Annotated in this window: 15 protein-coding genes and 1 pseudogene; 11 read left to right on the top strand and 5 right to left on the bottom strand. The window is 46.1% G+C overall.

Annotated elements, in window-relative coordinates; all coding sequences use genetic code 11:
• Together BLT15_RS13825 and BLT15_RS08475 are read left to right on the top strand one after the other, a co-directional pair.
• Nucleotides 1-178 (top strand): annotated as a pseudogene (locus tag BLT15_RS13825) (IS30 family transposase); the annotation flags it as partial.
• A gap of 483 nt (nucleotides 179-661) precedes the next feature.
• A complete protein-coding gene (locus tag BLT15_RS08475) occupies nucleotides 662-1,006 on the top strand; it encodes a P-II family nitrogen regulator (RefSeq protein WP_089760685.1) in 345 nt (114 codons plus the stop codon).
• Nucleotides 1,007-1,008: 2 nt separating this feature from the next.
• Here BLT15_RS08475 and BLT15_RS08470 read toward each other — a convergent pair whose 3' ends face one another.
• The 5 genes from BLT15_RS08470 to BLT15_RS08450 form a co-directional block, all read right to left on the bottom strand.
• Nucleotides 1,009-2,046 (bottom strand): 5-oxoprolinase subunit C family protein, encoded by a 1,038-nt coding sequence (locus BLT15_RS08470; protein WP_159429874.1) that lies wholly within the window; start codon nucleotides 2,044-2,046, stop codon nucleotides 1,009-1,011.
• Nucleotides 2,047-2,051: 5 nt separating this feature from the next.
• Nucleotides 2,052-2,771, bottom strand: a complete 720-nt coding sequence (gene pxpB, locus BLT15_RS08465; protein ID WP_089760681.1) for a 5-oxoprolinase subunit PxpB — start codon at nucleotides 2,769-2,771, stop codon at nucleotides 2,052-2,054.
• Nucleotides 2,772-2,893: 122 nt separating this feature from the next.
• Nucleotides 2,894-4,108, bottom strand: coding sequence for an Nramp family divalent metal transporter (locus tag BLT15_RS08460; RefSeq protein WP_089760679.1), 1,215 nt, complete (start codon nucleotides 4,106-4,108; stop codon nucleotides 2,894-2,896).
• A 55-nt stretch (nucleotides 4,109-4,163) separates the two neighbouring features.
• The gene (locus tag BLT15_RS08455; RefSeq protein WP_200769724.1) at nucleotides 4,164-4,967 is read right to left on the bottom strand and encodes a putative hydro-lyase; all 804 of its coding nucleotides are present in this window, start codon (nucleotides 4,965-4,967) and stop codon (nucleotides 4,164-4,166) included.
• 215 nt (nucleotides 4,968-5,182) lie between these two features.
• Complete coding sequence (locus BLT15_RS08450) at nucleotides 5,183-5,971, bottom strand: LamB/YcsF family protein (protein ID WP_089760676.1); 789 nt, start codon at nucleotides 5,969-5,971, stop codon at nucleotides 5,183-5,185.
• A gap of 441 nt (nucleotides 5,972-6,412) precedes the next feature.
• Here BLT15_RS08450 and BLT15_RS08445 point away from each other — a divergent pair, with 441 nt between their 5' ends.
• From BLT15_RS08445 to BLT15_RS08400, 9 genes are all read left to right on the top strand, one after another.
• Nucleotides 6,413-8,236, top strand: a complete 1,824-nt coding sequence (locus tag BLT15_RS08445; protein ID WP_089760674.1) for a sigma-54 interaction domain-containing protein — start codon at nucleotides 6,413-6,415, stop codon at nucleotides 8,234-8,236.
• Nucleotides 8,237-8,631: 395 nt separating this feature from the next.
• Entirely contained in the window at nucleotides 8,632-10,488 is a 1,857-nt protein-coding gene (locus tag BLT15_RS08435) for an aldehyde ferredoxin oxidoreductase family protein (protein WP_159429873.1), read from the top strand.
• 188 nt (nucleotides 10,489-10,676) lie between these two features.
• The gene (locus BLT15_RS08430) at nucleotides 10,677-12,221 is read left to right on the top strand and encodes an acyl-CoA carboxylase subunit beta (protein ID WP_089760669.1); all 1,545 of its coding nucleotides are present in this window, start codon (nucleotides 10,677-10,679) and stop codon (nucleotides 12,219-12,221) included.
• A 31-nt stretch (nucleotides 12,222-12,252) separates the two neighbouring features.
• Entirely contained in the window at nucleotides 12,253-12,699 is a 447-nt protein-coding gene (locus tag BLT15_RS08425; RefSeq protein ID WP_089760667.1) for an OadG family protein, read from the top strand.
• 62 nt (nucleotides 12,700-12,761) lie between these two features.
• On the top strand, nucleotides 12,762-13,208 hold the full coding sequence (locus tag BLT15_RS08420) for a biotin/lipoyl-containing protein (protein ID WP_089760665.1): 447 nt from the start codon (nucleotides 12,762-12,764) through the stop codon (nucleotides 13,206-13,208).
• Nucleotides 13,209-13,289: 81 nt separating this feature from the next.
• Nucleotides 13,290-14,420, top strand: coding sequence for a sodium ion-translocating decarboxylase subunit beta (locus BLT15_RS08415; protein ID WP_234985563.1), 1,131 nt, complete (start codon nucleotides 13,290-13,292; stop codon nucleotides 14,418-14,420).
• 119 nt (nucleotides 14,421-14,539) lie between these two features.
• Nucleotides 14,540-15,757, top strand: coding sequence for a CaiB/BaiF CoA transferase family protein (locus BLT15_RS08410; protein ID WP_089760664.1), 1,218 nt, complete (start codon nucleotides 14,540-14,542; stop codon nucleotides 15,755-15,757).
• 23 nt (nucleotides 15,758-15,780) lie between these two features.
• Nucleotides 15,781-16,026, top strand: coding sequence for a MoaD/ThiS family protein (locus BLT15_RS08405; RefSeq protein WP_089760662.1), 246 nt, complete (start codon nucleotides 15,781-15,783; stop codon nucleotides 16,024-16,026).
• A 138-nt stretch (nucleotides 16,027-16,164) separates the two neighbouring features.
• Complete coding sequence (locus BLT15_RS08400) at nucleotides 16,165-17,337, top strand: iron-containing alcohol dehydrogenase (RefSeq protein ID WP_089760660.1); 1,173 nt, start codon at nucleotides 16,165-16,167, stop codon at nucleotides 17,335-17,337.
• Nucleotides 17,338-17,358 lie beyond the last annotated feature (21 nt).

The raw sequence follows: 17,358 nt of genomic DNA, 5'->3' as shown, positions 1-17,358 counted from the left end.
CAGTAATGAGAATTTAAATAAGATGATAAGAAGATTTATACCCAAAGGAGAAAGCTTAAAGAAATACAGCCAGAAAGCGGTCAAAAAGATACAGAGATGGATGAATAATTATCCCAGGAAGATGTTCGGATTTACGAGTTCAAAAGAAATATATGAAAAAGAGCTGCAGACAGCTTAATTATATATGAGGTAAGGAACGCGGAAAAAATAGAAAAATATGGATATTGCCCTTCCCTTTAAAGGGAAGGGACCCACCCCACAACCTTAAAACAACAAAAAACAGTGCATTTAACCTTGCAAACGACAGGCCAGGGAAACTCGTCCAAAAACCCTGATATCAAGACGATTATGTGATATAATGATAAAAAAATAACTCGGCTGATATGTTGATTTCAGAATATGAGCAGGATGAAACAGGGAGGTTGGCGATTTTGAATACATTTTCCCCGAATTCAGGCAGGATCAGCTGTATGCAGACTGGCAGATGATCAGACAATAGAAGCCGGTTTTAAGCTAAAGCCAGAGCAGGGTATAGCTGTCTGTCCAACAGGAGTAATGCCGCCGAAAAGCAAATATCTGGAGAAAAATGATCATAATGCTGCCTGGTTTAAGAAAACTCCCTGGTTAAAAAAAGCGATAAAAAAGGAGAGGAGGGATCTGAATGGAACTGATTTTAGCCGTAATAGAAAATCCGGATTTTGTCAGACCAATATTATCAAAATTTTATGAGGAGGGTATTCCGGGGGCGACAGTTATTGATGGTCGGGGGATGGGCCATATGATGGCCGACAAAACCTCTATTTTTTCGCGTTTCAGCGATCTTACCGGAGGGGATGGAACTATAAACCATAATAACATAATCTTTACGGTGGTAGAAGAAGAAAAAGTGGATAAAACATTCGAAATTATTGAAGAGGAGATCGGCAATCTGGAAGAACCCGATACCGGCCTCGTTTTGTCGGCGCCTGTAAACAAAATCTCTGGCTTCGGTACTCTGCTCGAGTAGCTTCAGGCTTCTATCTCTTCAACTCTGGCGTTAAAATCGTGGCCCTCAACTTTTATTCTGTAAAAATTATCGCTTATCAGCTTCAAATTGCTTCTTTGGATTTTTTCCAGTCTCTTTTCTCGTTTCTGCAGCAGTTCGTCAGCCCGGTCGACTTTTATTCTTTTAAAATTTATAATGTTACCCGGTTTAAGCTGGGCTATTCTGTCCTGATCGGAAGTTATTACCGTGGCTATCTTGGGATAGCCGCCAGTGGTCTGACGATCCGCCATCATGATTATGGGATTTTGATGGCCGGGAACCTGTACTGCTCCGGGGGGGATACCATCTGAAATTATATCGGCACTATCTTTTCTTCGATGTTCTATGGAAGGCCCCTGCAGCCTATAACCCATCCTATCGGCCTGAGCGGTGACGGTGAAGTTCCCGCCCAGAAAATTTTCTATGCCGCTGCTGGAGAAATTTTTATCCTGCGGCCCCATAATTACTCTAGCAGTGATTTCCGTGTCGTAATCCGGCCTGTTCGCTGCGGGCAGATAAGCATCCGAAAAGTCGGATTTTTGAGCCTTTTCTTTCACAATCAGCACATCTTCTTCTTCCAGTGGTCGGCCTTTAAATCCACCGATTCCCCCTTTGATATAGGTGGACCGGCTGCCCATGATCCGGGGAACATCTATCCCCCCTTTGAAGGCTATATAACCCCGCCCTCCTGCTCCAGAAGGGTTCGATGGAAAGCTCAAAACAGTTTTTGAACCTGCGTAAATAGAGCGCCACTGAGGGATAAGGCAGCCGTTGAGATGCGGCTTGAAATTTGGGCCCGTAACGGCCAGCGCTGTCGGCTGCAAAAATTCTATGGTCGGGCCTTTCATGGTAAATTCCAGGACGGCAGAATTATCTTCATTTCCCACCAATCTGCTGGCTGTCCGGCAGGCAAAACTGTCCATGGCTCCTGCCTGCGGCATGCCGTAGCGCTGAAAACCCGGTCGCCCCAGATCCTGGACAGTGGTAAGGGGACCGGGCTCTATTATCTTTATTTTACCCAATTTTATCACCCTTCGATCAAAGAAGCGAGATCAAATTCTTCCCCGGCAATTTTTTTCCGGAGTTTGTCATAACGCTCCTGACTGATGGATTCGAAATTTAAGATATCTCCAACCTTGAAAAGTATGGGGTTCTCCCGCTCGGGAGCAAAAAGTTCTAACGGTGTTCTGCCTATCAATCTCCAGCCGCCAGGGCTGTCGAGAGGATAGATGCCGGTTTGATCTCCAGCTATTCCCACGCTTCCTTTTGATATCTCCTCCCGCGGGCTCTCCAGCCGGGGAGCAGCTATTTCTTTGGACATGCCGCCCAGATAGGGAAAACCGGGCGTAAAACCCAGCATATAAACTCTGTAGTCCTGGCCGGTGTGAATATCGATGACCTCATCCCGGGTTAGATCATTATGATCGGCCACGAAACTGAGATCGGGGCCGAATCCCCCCCCATATTTCACCGGGATGATCATGCGCCGCGGCTCAGGATAATTTTCTGAATCGAGGAGATAATCGAGCTCTTTTATTCTCTGCATAAGCATGTCCCTATCCGCTTTCAGAGGATCGAAAAGAATCAGAAGAGAGCGGTAGGTGGGAATGATTTCTTGAATCCCGTTGAAATCGGCTTTTTGAATGGAATGATCCATGCTTCTGACTTTTTCATTGATTTTTTTCGATATTTCCCCGGCGAATTCGATAAGAATGCCTTTGTCTCCCACAAATTTAAAAGAGGGCATCTTTGCAGACCTCCTTTGCCCGGGTCAGATCACTGGAAAGGGACCAGCCGGTTAAGACTGGCCCCTCCTAAACTGCGCGGACTTTTAGGCGGTGATTATTGTATCGGCAACAGATCAGCTGATCAGCCGCCAAAAACTGCCATGAGTTCCATGATGCCGATTATTATTGTGATAGCGACTATTATCCCGCCGATTATGTTGGCAAAAGTTCCGTTAGTGTATTCGCCCAGCTTTTCAGTGTTGTTCATGACATAGAGCAGAAAGACAGCCGAGATAGGCAGCAGAATACCGTTTACCGCCTGGGCAAATATTATCAGCTGGACCGGATCAGCTCCCATGGCCGAGCCGATAACTCCTATCAGCAGGATTATGAGCAGTACAGCTCTGAATTTGGTGCTTTTCAGATCTCGTTTCCAGCCCAGGGCGCCGGCAGTGGCGTAAGCACCGGCCAGGGGAGCGGTAGCAGCTGAGGAAAAGCCGGCCCCGAACAGGCCGATAGCAAAAAACCATTTGGCCCAGCGGCCCAGGGTGGGTTCTAGCTGAACTGCCATATCCCCGGCATCGGCCACCTCCATTCCGGTTCCGTGAATTACAGCTGCTGAAGTTATTACTATGGCCAGGGTGATGATTCCGCCCACTATGATTGAGAAAATTGTATCGAAACGGGCGGCATTCAGATTTTCTGTTCCCTGCCATTTATCCTGGACAGAGGAAGCATGCAGGAAAAGATTATAGGGAACTACAGTGGTGCCTATTAAAGCTATAACCAGCGTGAGCCCCTCTCCTTCCGGCAGAGAGGGCGCGAATAGACCGGCCATTATTTCACCCATGTCCGGGCGCAGTATCAGAGCGGTAGCGACAAAAGAGACGCTCATAAGAGCTACCAGACCGATGAGAACTTTCTCGACCAGTTCGTATTTGCCTGTCCAGAGGATGGCCAGAGCGATCAGACCGATGACCGGTCCCCATATTTGTTCTGAGACTCCTGTTATGGTGGCCAGTCCCATGGCACCTCCCAGAATATTTCCGGTTTCAAAAGCGGCAGCGCCGACTCCGATAGCCCCGACGACCAGAAAGACAGCTATAAATTTTATGATAGGATTGCTGAATTCTTTTCTGAGGGCCTCTCCCAGGCCTTCGCCGCTGACTATACCGAGCCGGGCACTGAACTCCTGCAGAACGATCACGCTCAGTATCGAAAAAGCTACCGCCCAGAGGAGCACAAATCCGTGATCTGCCCCGGTGACTGTTGCGGTTGTAACAGTGCCCGGACCTATAAAGGCTGCTGCTACCATAGCTCCTGGACCGATCTGTTTTAAACGCTCGATAAGATTCATTTTATCCCTCCTGACGAGATAATTAATTTTGCTGCTTTCAGATTTTTATCGATGATTAAACAAATTGGCCGGATGCAGGCTGATCTCTGCTCAACTCCTCATTCTTTATATCTGTTATGAACATGTGGCCGGGTGAGTGGGTTATAACCAGCGGCAGTGCATTTTTTCTGATCGCCAGCTGGGGAGTAACACCGCAGGCCCAGAAGACCGGATACTCTTCCGGCTTTACAGTTACTCTGTCACCGAAATCAGGTTCGTTCAGATTTTGTATGCCGATCTCTTTTGGCGCCCCGATATGTACCGGTGCTCCGTGCACATCGGGATAGGCCGAAGTTATCCGGACTGCTCTGGAGATCAATCTTCCCGGCATCGGCCGCATAGATACCACCAGAGGACCGGAAAATTCACCGGCCGGCGTGCAGTCGATATCTGTTATGTACATCGGCACATTCTTATTTTCCTGCTGATGTCTTATCGGAATCCCGGCCTGTTTTAAGGCGCGCTCAAAAGTGAAGCTGCAGCCCAGCAGAAAAGAAACCAGATCATCCCGCCAGTAATCTTTGATGCTGTCGGTTTCCTCATGCAGCTCTCCCCGCCGATAAATTCGGTAGGAAGGCAGATCTGTTCTTATATCGGCTCCGGGTGTTGAAGGCGGATTTACCTCTCCTGCTTCGAGAATATCGAGCAGAGGGCAGGGTTTGGTATTGCGAAAGGAAAAAAGAAAGAATTCGAAAGCATATTCTTCCGGCAATATTACCAGGTTGGCCTGGGAATATTCTTCCGCAAGTCCCGGAGTGGGCTGGTTGATTTCTCCTCGGCGTATCAATCTCCTTATCCTGGCAGGATTTTCGCTGCTCATTTTTCCCGGGGCCTCCATTTCACACCTCCTTTCCCGCAGCTTTGCCTGGATTTATAGAACAAAAGCAAATTTAATTTTGGATCTTATTGTCTTCAGTTAGTTAATAGGTGTGTCAAAAACCTCATTTAGTTGTACTGGAAGATATAAAGATTCGTTCACAATGAAATTTTTCCCCGATCTTATTCGATATCTACCAACTGATAACAAGAAGATCCTTAATTTTTTTGCAGGATATCTCTCATGGGTTTTATCTTTATATTGGAATCCTGCAGTGTCTGAACCAGTTCCCTTACAATCTCCAAAGCCTCCGGGTTGTCGCCGTGAACGCAGATCGTATCGGGCTCAACCTCTATTATCTTGCCATCGATTGTTTTGACTTCATTATCTTTGACCATCCTCACAACCCTGGACTTTATTTTTTCGGCATCCTCTATAACAGCACCCGCCAGGCTGCGGGAAGCAAGGGTGCCGTCAGAAGTATAGGCGCGGTCGGCAAAAGCCTCGCAGGCGGCATCGAGTCCGGCATCCCGAGCAGCGCGGAGCAGTTCAGAATTTGCCAGAGCCACAAAAATAAGTCCATCATCTATGTTCTTGACTGCTTCGGCTGCTGCCGCCGCCAGCTCATAATTTTCTGCGGCCATGTTATAAAGAGCTCCATGAGGTTTAACGTGCTGCAGAGTACAGTCCTCCGAGCGAGCAAAGGCTGAAAGGGCTCCAATCTGGTAGGTCAATATATTCTTGATCTCTTCCGGGCTGATATCCATTTTTCTTCTGCCGAATCCATTGAGATCGGGCAATGAAGGGTGGGCGCCTATCCCTGCCTCATTTTGAGCGGCCAGCCCGACAGTTTTTTTCATGACATTGTGATCACCAGCGTGAAAACCGCAGGCTATATTGGCCGAGGATATGTATTCAATAACCTGATCATCCATTCCCAGTTCGTAGACTCCAAAACTTTCTCCCATATCACAGTTGAGATCTATAGCGGATTTCTTATTCCCCATGTTCATCGCCCCCTTATATTTTAACGCAGCAACGTAACAAATTTTTAAAATTACGGAAAAAATAGCTAAACAGGCTTTAGTCTAACTGTGTAATCCTTATAGTAAATTATAATTGAATAGCTTTAATTTGTAAAGCTAAACTGATAGCAGCGGGTTAATTCAGAGGAAAGGAAATCGAAAAGATCCCGGAAATTCTGAAAAATAAGTGTGTGAATATTTTTGCAGTAATTACAAGACAGGTTTTACGGGTCTTCCTGACTTCAGCTGGTAAATAGGTGTGTAAAAAATCTTATTTAGTTATACTGGAATATATCAAGCTTCGCTCACAATGAAATTTTTTTCTCTGCGGGGATTTATATGATATAATAAGAAGCATCGACTGAAACCAGTGAATTTTAATTCTGGCTAAAAGCTATTTGAAAGATCTGAGGGGGGCTTAATATGGGGATAATTGTTGTTGACAGCAGAGATAAATTGATTTTTATCAGTTCCTGGATAAAAGATATTCTGGATCGGAATAAAAATGTGACCGAGAGCGGCATCGAGGAGAAAATTTCATCTTTTGAGCAGCAGGGGAGTTCCGGATACAGAGAGGGGGTCCTAAAGCTTGGCGATCGAAAATATAAATGTCGTCAGTTTTGCCCTGAAAAGAAGTTTTTTTCTGAGAGCCAGCAGGAAAAAAGATATATCAAAAGTATAACTGTTCTGGACAAATTTACAGAAGCTGATTTTCATGCGAAAACTGCTTTTCAGAGTGAACTGGAAACACTAATTACATCAGAAGAGGTCGATAAACTTAAAGAGCAGTTAAAAAAACTGCAGAAAGTGTTTAATAATGCCTACGAAGCGCTTGTAATTGTAGATCCGGACGGTTATATTACCGATTTTAACAATGCCTATGAGGAGTGTCTGGGACTTGAAGCTGAAGAGGTAAAGGGCAGGCATGTTACTGAAGTTATAGATAATACCAGACTTCATTTGATCGCGGAATCGGGCGATGCCGAGATAGGCCATCTGCAGAACATTCAGGGAGAGGAGATGATCACCAGCAGAATCCCCCTGAAGGAAGATGGTGAGCTAATAGGTGTGGCCGGCAAAATCTTATTCGAAGATGCCCGTGAGGTCAAGGCTTTAGCTCAGAGGCTGGAAGTGGTTGAGAATGAACTGGATGAATACAAAAATGAGTTGAAAAGACGACAGGAAGCCAAATATACATTCTCCAGCATAATTACCAGAAATGAGAGAATGGAATATTTGAAGGAGATAGCGGAGAATTGTGCCAGCAGCAATTCCACCGTTTTGATCAACGGTGAGAGCGGGACGGGCAAGGAGATGTTTGCTCATGCAATTCACAGCGGCGGAGCCCGCAAATATGGATCTTTTGTGAGGGTTAACTGTGCAGCTATACCGGAAAATCTGCTCGAATCTGAGCTCTTTGGTTATGAAGAGGGAGCTTTTACTGGAGCCAGGGAGACCGGCAAACCGGGGAAATTTGAGCTGGCCGATGGCGGCTCCATTTTCCTGGATGAAATAACCTCGATGCCGCTGGAAATGCAGGCCAAGATCCTGAGGGTTCTGCAGGAAAGAGAAATACAGCGGGTTGGGGGCACGGAAAGAAAGAAAATCGACACCAGAGTGATTGCGGCAACCAACGAAGATGTCGAGAGTCTGGTGGCGGAAGGGAAATTTCGTCAGGATTTATATTACCGCCTAAATGTTATCAGACTGCAGATACCACCGCTCAGAAAAAGAAAAGAGGATATCTCGATCTTATCGGATCATATACTCACCGAACTGTCTGAAAAGTTAAATGAGGACAGGCACGAATTGAGCCCCCGGGCGCTGGAACTGCTGGAAAATTATGATTGGCCGGGCAATGTCAGAGAACTTTATAATTTTCTGGAGAGAGCGGTAAACCTCTCTTCAGGTAAAATGATCGAACCCGAGCATCTGCCTGATATACTGACTTCTTCTGCCGGCATCGATGATACTTACGGAACCGGCACTACTGATGCAGAAAAAAAAGCTGGCGCAAAAACTGAGCAGACCGAAGATTTCAAAACGGATGATTTGGAGTCAGAGGATGCTGTAAAAATCAAAAAAGAAAATCTGGACTTAAGCAAGCTGGTCCGGAGAACGGAAAAGCGCTGTATCAGACAGGCGCTGGCAGCTGCCGGGGGCAACAAAACCGAGGCTGCCAGAATACTGGGAATTCACCGCAACACCCTTTATAATAAACTCGACAAATTTGGGATTCAAGATTGATTATAACAGCTATAAAGTCTTTCAAATATAAAGTCTTTCAAAAAATGTCATACCTGATTTTATCTTATATTTCCCTCCGTTATGCGGGGGGGTTTACTATCTGGATCTTATCCACATCATCTCTGCACATCAAAACCAACACAAAGGCACCGGCTGCACATAAATTTATGCATATAAACATGTACGATGACGATTTAAAATTATCTGTTCCGATTTTTTTAGGGCAAGATCAACAGATCAAGATTCCTGTAACTGGCTGAGCCAGGACGATTTGCCGCGTTTTTGAAAATTAATTTTCGATTTTGGGCAATTCTGGAACGAAAAATGCATATATATTGGGTGGATACATGCATACAAAAGCAATATCACTGATAATCAACAGGAGGGTTATTCAAATGAGCAACGGTTACCACGGTAAAGTTCTCAAAATTGATCTGAGTGAAGAGACACAGGAAGAGATCGAAATCGCTGAGGAAAATTATAAAAAATATTTTGCCGGCAGCGGACTGGCCGGCTGGATTTTGAATACTGAATTTGATCCTGATCTGTCGCCACTATCAGAGGAAGTTCCTCTGATGTTTATGGCAGGCATGCTGACCGGCACCAGAGTCCCCACGGCCTGCAAAGTTTCTGTGGTGGGCAAATCTCCTCTGACAGGAATATGGGCCGAATCTACTGTTGGTGGATTTTTTGGTTCCCAGCTGAAGAAAACAGGCTACGATGGTCTGATACTAACCGGCAAAGCTTCTAATCCGGTAAGCCTGCTGATCGATGAAGATGAAGTCGAGATCAAAAACGCTGAAGATCTCTGGGGAGAAGATGTGTACGCTACTGAGAAGAAAATTAAAGAGGAAAACGGAAAAGAATTTGAGGTTGCCAGTCTGGGTCCGGCCGGTGAAAATCAGGCTTTGATAGCCGGAATTATGATCGGCGGCAGGGAAACCCGGGCGGCAGGACGCTGCGGTATGGGGGCTTTGATGGGCTCAAAAAATGTCAAAGCTGTAGCTGTTACTGGAGATAAAAAGCCGACACTATATGATAAAGATGGCCTGAACGATCATTTAAAGCAGTTCATTCCTGAGCTTCAGGATAAAGCTGAAGGCCTGACCAATTTTGGCACAGCCGGTGGTGTTATGGGCGTTGAGGCAAATGGCGACCTACCCATAAAGAACTGGACTCTGGGCAGCTGGGTAGAAGGTGCTGAGAAAATTTCCGGTCAGAATCTGGATGAAACTGGTTTGGTAACCGGTCATTATTCCTGTTATGCCTGTCCGATCCGCTGCGGCAAGGATGTAGAAGTTAGAGTTGGTCCTTATGAAGGCGAGGAAGGTCATGGACCTGAATACGAGACCTGTGCTGCCTTCGGCTCCATGGTACTAAATGACGATCCGGAATATCTATGCGCAGCCAACGATCTCTGCAACAGATATGGACTGGATACTATTTCAACCGGCAATGCAGTAGCTATGGCCATCGAAAGCTTCCAAAAAGGGTTGATAACTGAAGAGGATACCGGAGGTCTTAAACTTGACTGGGGAGATGGAGAGGCAGTTCTGGAATTGATAGAGAAAATTGCGGCCAGAGAGGATATAGGTGATGTACTGGCCAAAGGTGTCAAAAGAGCTGCTGAAGAATTGGGCGGCATAGCAGAGGAGTTTGCCGTTCACACCAAGGGGCTTTCCTATGCATTCCATGATCCCAGGGCCTTTACCAGCATGGCCGGGAATTACGCCACTGCCAACAGAGGTGCCTGTCACCTGGAAGCTCTCAGTTATTTTGCAGAATCGGGCACCTATCCCCCGGAAAACTTCGGCTTTGAAAAAGAAATCGATCCTCATCACCACGAAAACAAAGGAGAGCTGACAGCAGTTATACAGAATTTCATGAATCTCTTTAACGCTTTAGGTCTGTGTAAATTCCTGATACAGGGCGAAGTAACCACCGAAGACTTTACAGATTGGGTCAACCTGGTAACCGGCTGGGATTTTGATGTGGATGATATTTTTGAAACCGGTGAGAGGCTGCATAATATGAAGAGAATGTACAATGTCAAGCAGGGAATCTCCCGCAAGGATGATCAGCTGGCTCCCCGTCTTTTAAGTCATGATAGAGAGACGGGCAGATCGGGAGGCAACCTGCCTCATCTGGGTAGAATTCTCAATGATTATTACAAAGAGCGGGGCTGGAGCCAGGAAGGCATTCCCGAAAAAGAAAAACTGGAAAGCCTCGGCCTGGAATATCTGGCTGAATAAAAAGAGCTGAACTGAAAGGCCTAACTCTGAGTGATCAACCGCATATCCCTGCCTTAGTTCAGACTGTCTTTCAATGCATACAACCTCCCAAATCGACAGCATAAGCAGGCGGCGAAAGGCAGGGGTGTGCACTTATTTATAGAAGAGCATTCTGCCAGAGTATTATAAAGTAAGGGTGATTTGAAAATATGGATGAAAAGATAGAACAGCTGAAAAAAAAGAAAGAAAAAATTAGACAGGGCGGCGGAGAAGAGAAGATAGCCAAACAGCACGAGCGCGGCAAGTATACGGCTCGTGAAAGAATAGATATGCTGCTGGATGAAGGCAGTTTTCAGGAGATAGGTACCTTTGTCGAGCACAGAACCCAGCAGCTGGGTATGGACGAAAAAGAAATACCCGGAGAGGGAGTCGTGACTGGAAGAGGAACGATTTCAGGACGGAATGTCTATATTTTCGCCCAGGATTTTACAGCTATGGGCGGTTCGCTGGGAGAGATGCATGCTGAAAAAATCTGTAAGATTATGGACGAAGCCGCCAAAGCCGGATCGCCTGTGATAGGGTTGAATGAATCCGGCGGTGCCAGAATACAGGAGGGAGTTGCTTCTCTTTCGGGTTATGGAAATATCTTCTATCGAAATTCTATCAACTCCGGAGTGATACCTCAGCTTTCCGCAATTTTGGGGCCCTGCGCCGGCGGCACGGTTTATTCACCGGCTCTTACCGATTTTGTTTTTATGGTTGACGGCACCAGCAAGATGTTTGTGACCGGTCCAGATGTAATAAAATCGGTTACAGGAGAGGAAGTAACCCACGAAGAACTGGGGGGAGGAATGGCTCATAATCGACGCAGCGGTGTGGCGCATTTTCTGGATGACAGCGAGGAAGAATGCTTTGACCGCATACGCAGGCTTTTGAGCTATATTCCTGATAATCATCGAGAACTGCCTCCTTTTGAGGAAAATGGAGATCCTCTGGACAGAAAGGAGGAAGAGCTGCGCAGCATTGTGCCCGATGAGCCCCAGAAATCCTATGATGTCAGGGATGTCATCAAACCGGTGGTCGATGAGGGAGAATTTCTGGAAGTCCAGCCCTATTTTGCCCGCAATATTGTCGTGGGATTTGCCCGCCTGGGAGGACACAGCATCGGCATAGTGGCGAACCAGCCGGCGGTTAAAGCTGGATGTCTTGATATCGATTCGGCCGATAAAGGATCCAGATTTATAAGGTTTTGTGACAGCTTTAATATACCGGTGCTCTCTTTTACTGATGTACCGGGCTATCTGCCGGGAGTTGAGCAGGAACACGGCGGCGTTATCCGTCATGGGGCCAAGCTGCTTTATGCTTACAGCGAAGCGACAGTCCCCCTGTTAAATGTTATTTTGCGCAAGGCTTATGGAGGAGCATATATCGCCATGAGCAGCAGACACATGGAGGGAGATTATGTTTTTGCCTGGCCTACAGCGGAGATTGCTGTCATGGGTCCCCGGGGAGCGGCCAATATAATCTTTCGCCGGGAAATCGAAGAGGCAGATAATCCGGAAGAGATTAGACAGGAGAAAATAGATGAATTCAGAGATAATTTTGCCAACCCCTATCAGGCTGCTTCTCTGGGATATGTGGATAATGTTATTCAGCCTGAAAACACAAGACCTCAATTGATCAGATCGCTAGAGGCTATAAGGGAAAAGCAGCAGAGTTTACCTGCCAAAAAACACGGAAACTTTCCTGTTTAAAGAGGGCGGCAGAAAAGGAGGAGTAATTTAGATGTCACCGCTGGAATTGATTCAGGATCCAGAAGCTCTTGCAGAAATGAGCGTATTCGATCAGTTATTTGCCGGAGGTCAGGTGGCGATTTTAGGAATGACGATAGTTTTCGGCATACTGCTGCTTCTGCTGGTGACGATAAAAGGAATCGAGATAGTCGCAGCAGAGTCTTCAAAATCGTCGGATAAGCCTGCAAAAAACAGAACCGAAGAGCCGACTAAGTCTGAAAAGGAAACCTCCAAAGAAAAAGAAACTGCTCAAAAACAAACGGGGGGAGCTGAAAAGACAGGTGCGATAAAGCCGGAGATAATGGCAGCTATTATGGCTGCAGTCCGCTCTTATTATCAGGAAGAAGGAGAAGATTTTAGAATACTGCGTGTCAGCAGAGGAAATCAGCCGATCTCAGCCTGGATGATGCAGCAGGCTCAGGAAAACAGGATCGATTAATATAAGATATTATAATATCGCAAAAGGCTGATTTAATTAATCTATTGCAGGGAGGGATATTTTTGGGCTCTAAAAAAAGATTTAAAGTTACAGTTGCTGGTGAAACTTATGAAATAGAAGTAGAAGAAATATCTGAGTATGGATCTTCAAGGGAAACAGCGGAAATTCAAAAAGACAGCTCACCGCAGAAAAATTCCGGCAGCAACAGTACTGCGGCAAAAGACAATAAAATGGCTTCTAAGGATAATGATGAAGAAAGAGATACCGGCGGGGGAGCTTCCAAAAACGAAACAGCCAATGGTCAGGTAGAAGCTCCTATGGCCGGAACTGTCCTGGAACTCAAAGTTGGCGAGGGGGATGAGGTCTCTGAAGGCGAGCTGATCATGATATTAGAAGCTATGAAGATGGAAAATGAAGTCTATGCTCCGACAGGCGGCAGTGTTAAGAATATACTGGTTTCCGAAGATCAATCAGTTGATGCCAGCGATCCGGTTATGACCATTGAATAGATCCGGCGTCAATTTTGACCGGGCTATAACTGGAAGTTCTCATGATTGATTTGTTAAATCAGGATGAGGAGGTAGAAAAAAGTGACAGAGGCTTTTATCGATTTTTTAGTCAGCTCAGGCCTGGTAGTGCTGGGCCCGCGCGAGATTATTATGATAGTGATCGCCCTGGTTTTGATTTACCTGGGGATTGTCAAGGAGTACGAACCTCTTCTGCTGCTGCCTATAGGTTTTGGCATGATGATGGTGAACCTGCCCCTGACAGGGCTGATGGAAGAAGCAGCTGCAGATGATCCGGCCGGACTGTTCCAGTATTTCTATTACGGACTGGATCTGGGGATTTTTCCTCCGCTGATATTTTTGGGCATCGGAGCGATGACGGATTTTGGCCCTATGCTGGCCAACCCCAAAAGCGCGCTTCTGGGAGCGGCTGCTCAGTTCGGCATTTTTCTCACATTTATCGGCTCTATCCTGCTCGGATTCACCGGTCCGGAAGCAGCTTCTATAGGAATTATCGGAGGAGCAGATGGTCCTACTGCAATCTACATCTCTTCTCTGCTCGCTCCTGATTATCTGGGGGCAATCGCCCTGGCCGCATATGCTTATATGGCCCTGGTGCCCATAATACAGCCGCCCATAATAAAGTTATTTACCAGTGCAGAAGAGAGAAAGATCGAGATGGAACAGCTGCGTCCGGTATCACAGCGGGAAAAGATAATTTTTCCCATCGCTGTATCACTGGTGGTAGTTTTGCTCGTTCCCGATGCAGCTCCCCTGGTGGGTATGATCATGCTGGGCAATCTATTCAAGGAGGCCTGCGTGGTCGATAGACTGAGCGAAGTGGCTGAGAATGCCCTCATAAACATTGTGACGATCTTTCTGGGTCTGGGGGTTGGCGCCAGCGCTGCTGCAGATGTATTTTTGAGAACAGATACCCTGGCGATTTTGCTTTTAGGAGTTCTGGCTTTTTCTTTCGGTACCGCCACAGGTCTCTTTTTGGGCAAATTATTCAACTTTTTAAGTGATGCCAAAATAAATCCCATGATAGGAGCGGCGGGAGTATCGGCCGTGCCTATGGCTGCCAGAGTAGTACAAAAAGTGGGACAGGAAGAGAACTCCTCTAACTTTTTGTTGATGCATGCTATGGGCCCTAATGTGGCTGGAGTGATAGGTTCTGCCGTGGCGGCAGGTGTAATGCTTTCGATCTTCGGATGAATCTGAACCGTTGATCTGCTGAATTTCGATCTCGATATCGAAAGTTAGATAAGAAGTTGTGAAGTTAGAGAAAAAGTTGTGAAAAAGAAAACCATTAAGAAAAGGGGTTTGGATAATCCATGAAAGCTTTAGATGATATCAGAGTGATCGACTTAAGTCATGTTCTGGCCGCCCCATTCTGCACGATGATGCTGGCAGATATGGGGGCAGAAGTTATCAAAATTGAACCCCCTTCCGGCGACGACTCGCGGGAGTTCGGTCCTTTTTTCGAGCCGGACGAAAAAGGAGACGAGCAGAGCGGTTATTTTGTGAGCTTAAATCGCAATAAAAAGAGCACCTCGATAAATTTGAAAACTGAAGAGGGCAAGGAGATTCTGCGGAAATTGATCGCCGGCGCAGATGTGGTCGTTGAGAATTTCCGGCCCAACACGATGAAAAAACTGGGGTTTTCCTATGAGGAGATTAAAGAGATTAAATCGGATATAATATACTGCTCCATATGCGGTTTTGGCCATGATGCTCTGCCCGAGTATGCCACCAAACCGGCCTACGATATGGTGGCTCAGGCTTACAGCGGACTAATGAGCATTACAGGACCAAAAGGCGGGCCGCCCTGCCGGGTTGGAACTTCAGTAGGTGATATTGTAGCCGGTCACCAGGCTGCCATCGGAATACTGTCGGCTCTCTGGCATCGTGAAAAAACTGGAGAGGGACAGCATGTCGACATATCTATGGTCGATGGTCTGGTTTCGATACTTGAAAATGCAATTTCCCGCTATACTATAAAAGGAGAAGTTCCCGAGCCTCTTGGCACCGCCCACCCCAATATAGCTCCCTTCCAGAGCTTTCCCACCAAAGATGATTATATAATCACTCCTATAGGTAACGATGGGCTCTGGGAAAAGTTCTGTGAAGCCATAGGCAAAGAAGAACTGGTGGATCATCCTAAGTTCAAAGATAATCGACTGCGCTGTGAAAATCTCGATGAACTGGTTTCCAGACTGGAAGAAGTTATGAAGACAAAAACAACCGAGGAATGGATAGAAATATTTGAAGAATCCGGCTTGCCCTATTCGCCGCTGAACAGAATAGATGATGTGGTAGATGACGATAATATAAATTATCGCAATATGATTGAAGAAGTGGAACAGCCCGATCTGGGTAAAGTCGAGGTCACCGGTTCTCCTTTCAAACTTTCAAAAACTCCGGGTGAAGTTGAAACACATGCGCCCAAGCTGGGAGAGCATAATGAAGAAGTGTTAACTGAACTTCTGGATTACAGTCAGCAGGAAGTAGAAAAATTAAAAGAAAATGAGGTGCTCAATGAGCCAAAATAAATCTGCTGCCGAGGTGAATTTATATGGCCAGAATTGAGGTCAAGCTTTTGGGAAACCTTAAATACTATCCTGAAGAAAAAAATAAGATGCAGATAATAGAATCTGAAGAATCCGACGAGATAATTTTGAACGAAGTTATAGAAGAGTTAAATATTCCCGAGGATGAAATCAATCTGATTCTTGTAAATGGCCGGGAAAAAAGTCCCAATTCAAAGGTGGAAGAAGGCGATAGCATCAAAATTTTGCCGGTCGTTTCTGGAGGTATTTAACCCGGAAACCGGCAGATAAAATGCACTAAGTCAGGGAAATCGGAAATTTGAAAACTCAGGACAGAAACCCTTATTAGGTCATTTATTGGTCAGCAAATATTGGTCAGCAAACACATAATTGAAAGGTGGTATTTACTCATGGAGTTTTTTGATTATCTTTTGCCGAGTGTCAACTTTGTCGGGCCGGGCAGTGTAGAAGTTGTGGGTGAAAGAGCCAGGATGCTGGAAGCTAAAAAGGTGCTGCTGGTGACCGATGATTTCCTATTCAATATGGAATCAGGACCTGTTGATAAAGTTCAGAAAAATCTGGAAGAAGCCGGACTGGAAGTAAGCGTTTTCTCCGGAGTCGAGCCCAACCCCAAAGACAAAAATGTTGCTGAGGGGAAAGAAATTTATCAGCAGGAGGATTGCGATCTAATAGTCACCGTAGGAGGAGGCAGTCCTCATGACTGCGGTAAAGCAATAGGGGTAGCTGTGAGCCATGATGGTGATCTTTATGAAGATTATGCCGGCATCGAGATGCTGGAAAATGAAACTCCTCCTATCATAAGCGTCAATACCACCGCCGGCACGGCCAGCGAGGTAACCCGACATGCCGTTATAACTGACACCTCACAGGATCCCCATGTAAAATTTGTCATCGTAAGCTGGCGCAACGTGCCGGAAGTTTCTATTAATGACCCCGAATTGATGCTGGGCAAACCTCCTGCACTTACCGCTGCGACGGGAATGGATGCTTTAACTCATGCTCTGGAGACATATGTATCGACCGGAGCCAATTCCTTTACCGACACTGCAGCTGTGAAATCGATGGAGCTGATAGCTGATAATTTGAGAACTGCCGTTTATAACGGCGATGATCTGCAGGCCAGAACAAGAATGGCCGAAGCCTCGGTACTTTCAGGCTTTGCTTTTAACAACGGTGGTCTCGGTTATGTTCATGCCATGGCTCATCAGCTGGGCGGATTTTATGATATGCCCCACGGAATCGCCAACGCTATTCTTTTGCCCTACGTGGAAGAGTTCAATCTGGGAGCAAAAATTGATAGATTTGCCCGGATAGCTGAGATATTTGGAGTCAGAACCGAAACTCTCTCCCAGCGTGAAGCTGCTGAAGCGGGTCTGGATGCTATAAGACAGCTTTCTGAAGATATAGGTATTCCCACCAGTCTAAGTGAATCGGAATATGATGTTAAGCATCAGGACTTTTCAGAAATGGCTGAACTGGCCCTGGAGGATGGCAATGCTGGCACCAATCCGCGCAAAGGTGATAAAGAGGATATAATTGAGATCTTCGAAAATGCTTATTAAATGGTGTTCATAAAAGATGGA

The sequence above is a fragment of the Halarsenatibacter silvermanii genome, from assembly GCF_900103135.1.
Classification (GTDB): Bacteria; Bacillota; Halanaerobiia; order Halanaerobiales; family Halarsenatibacteraceae; genus Halarsenatibacter; species Halarsenatibacter silvermanii.
Note: the sequence above shows the minus strand (reverse complement) of the source record. Positions and strands in the feature narration are given on the sequence as shown.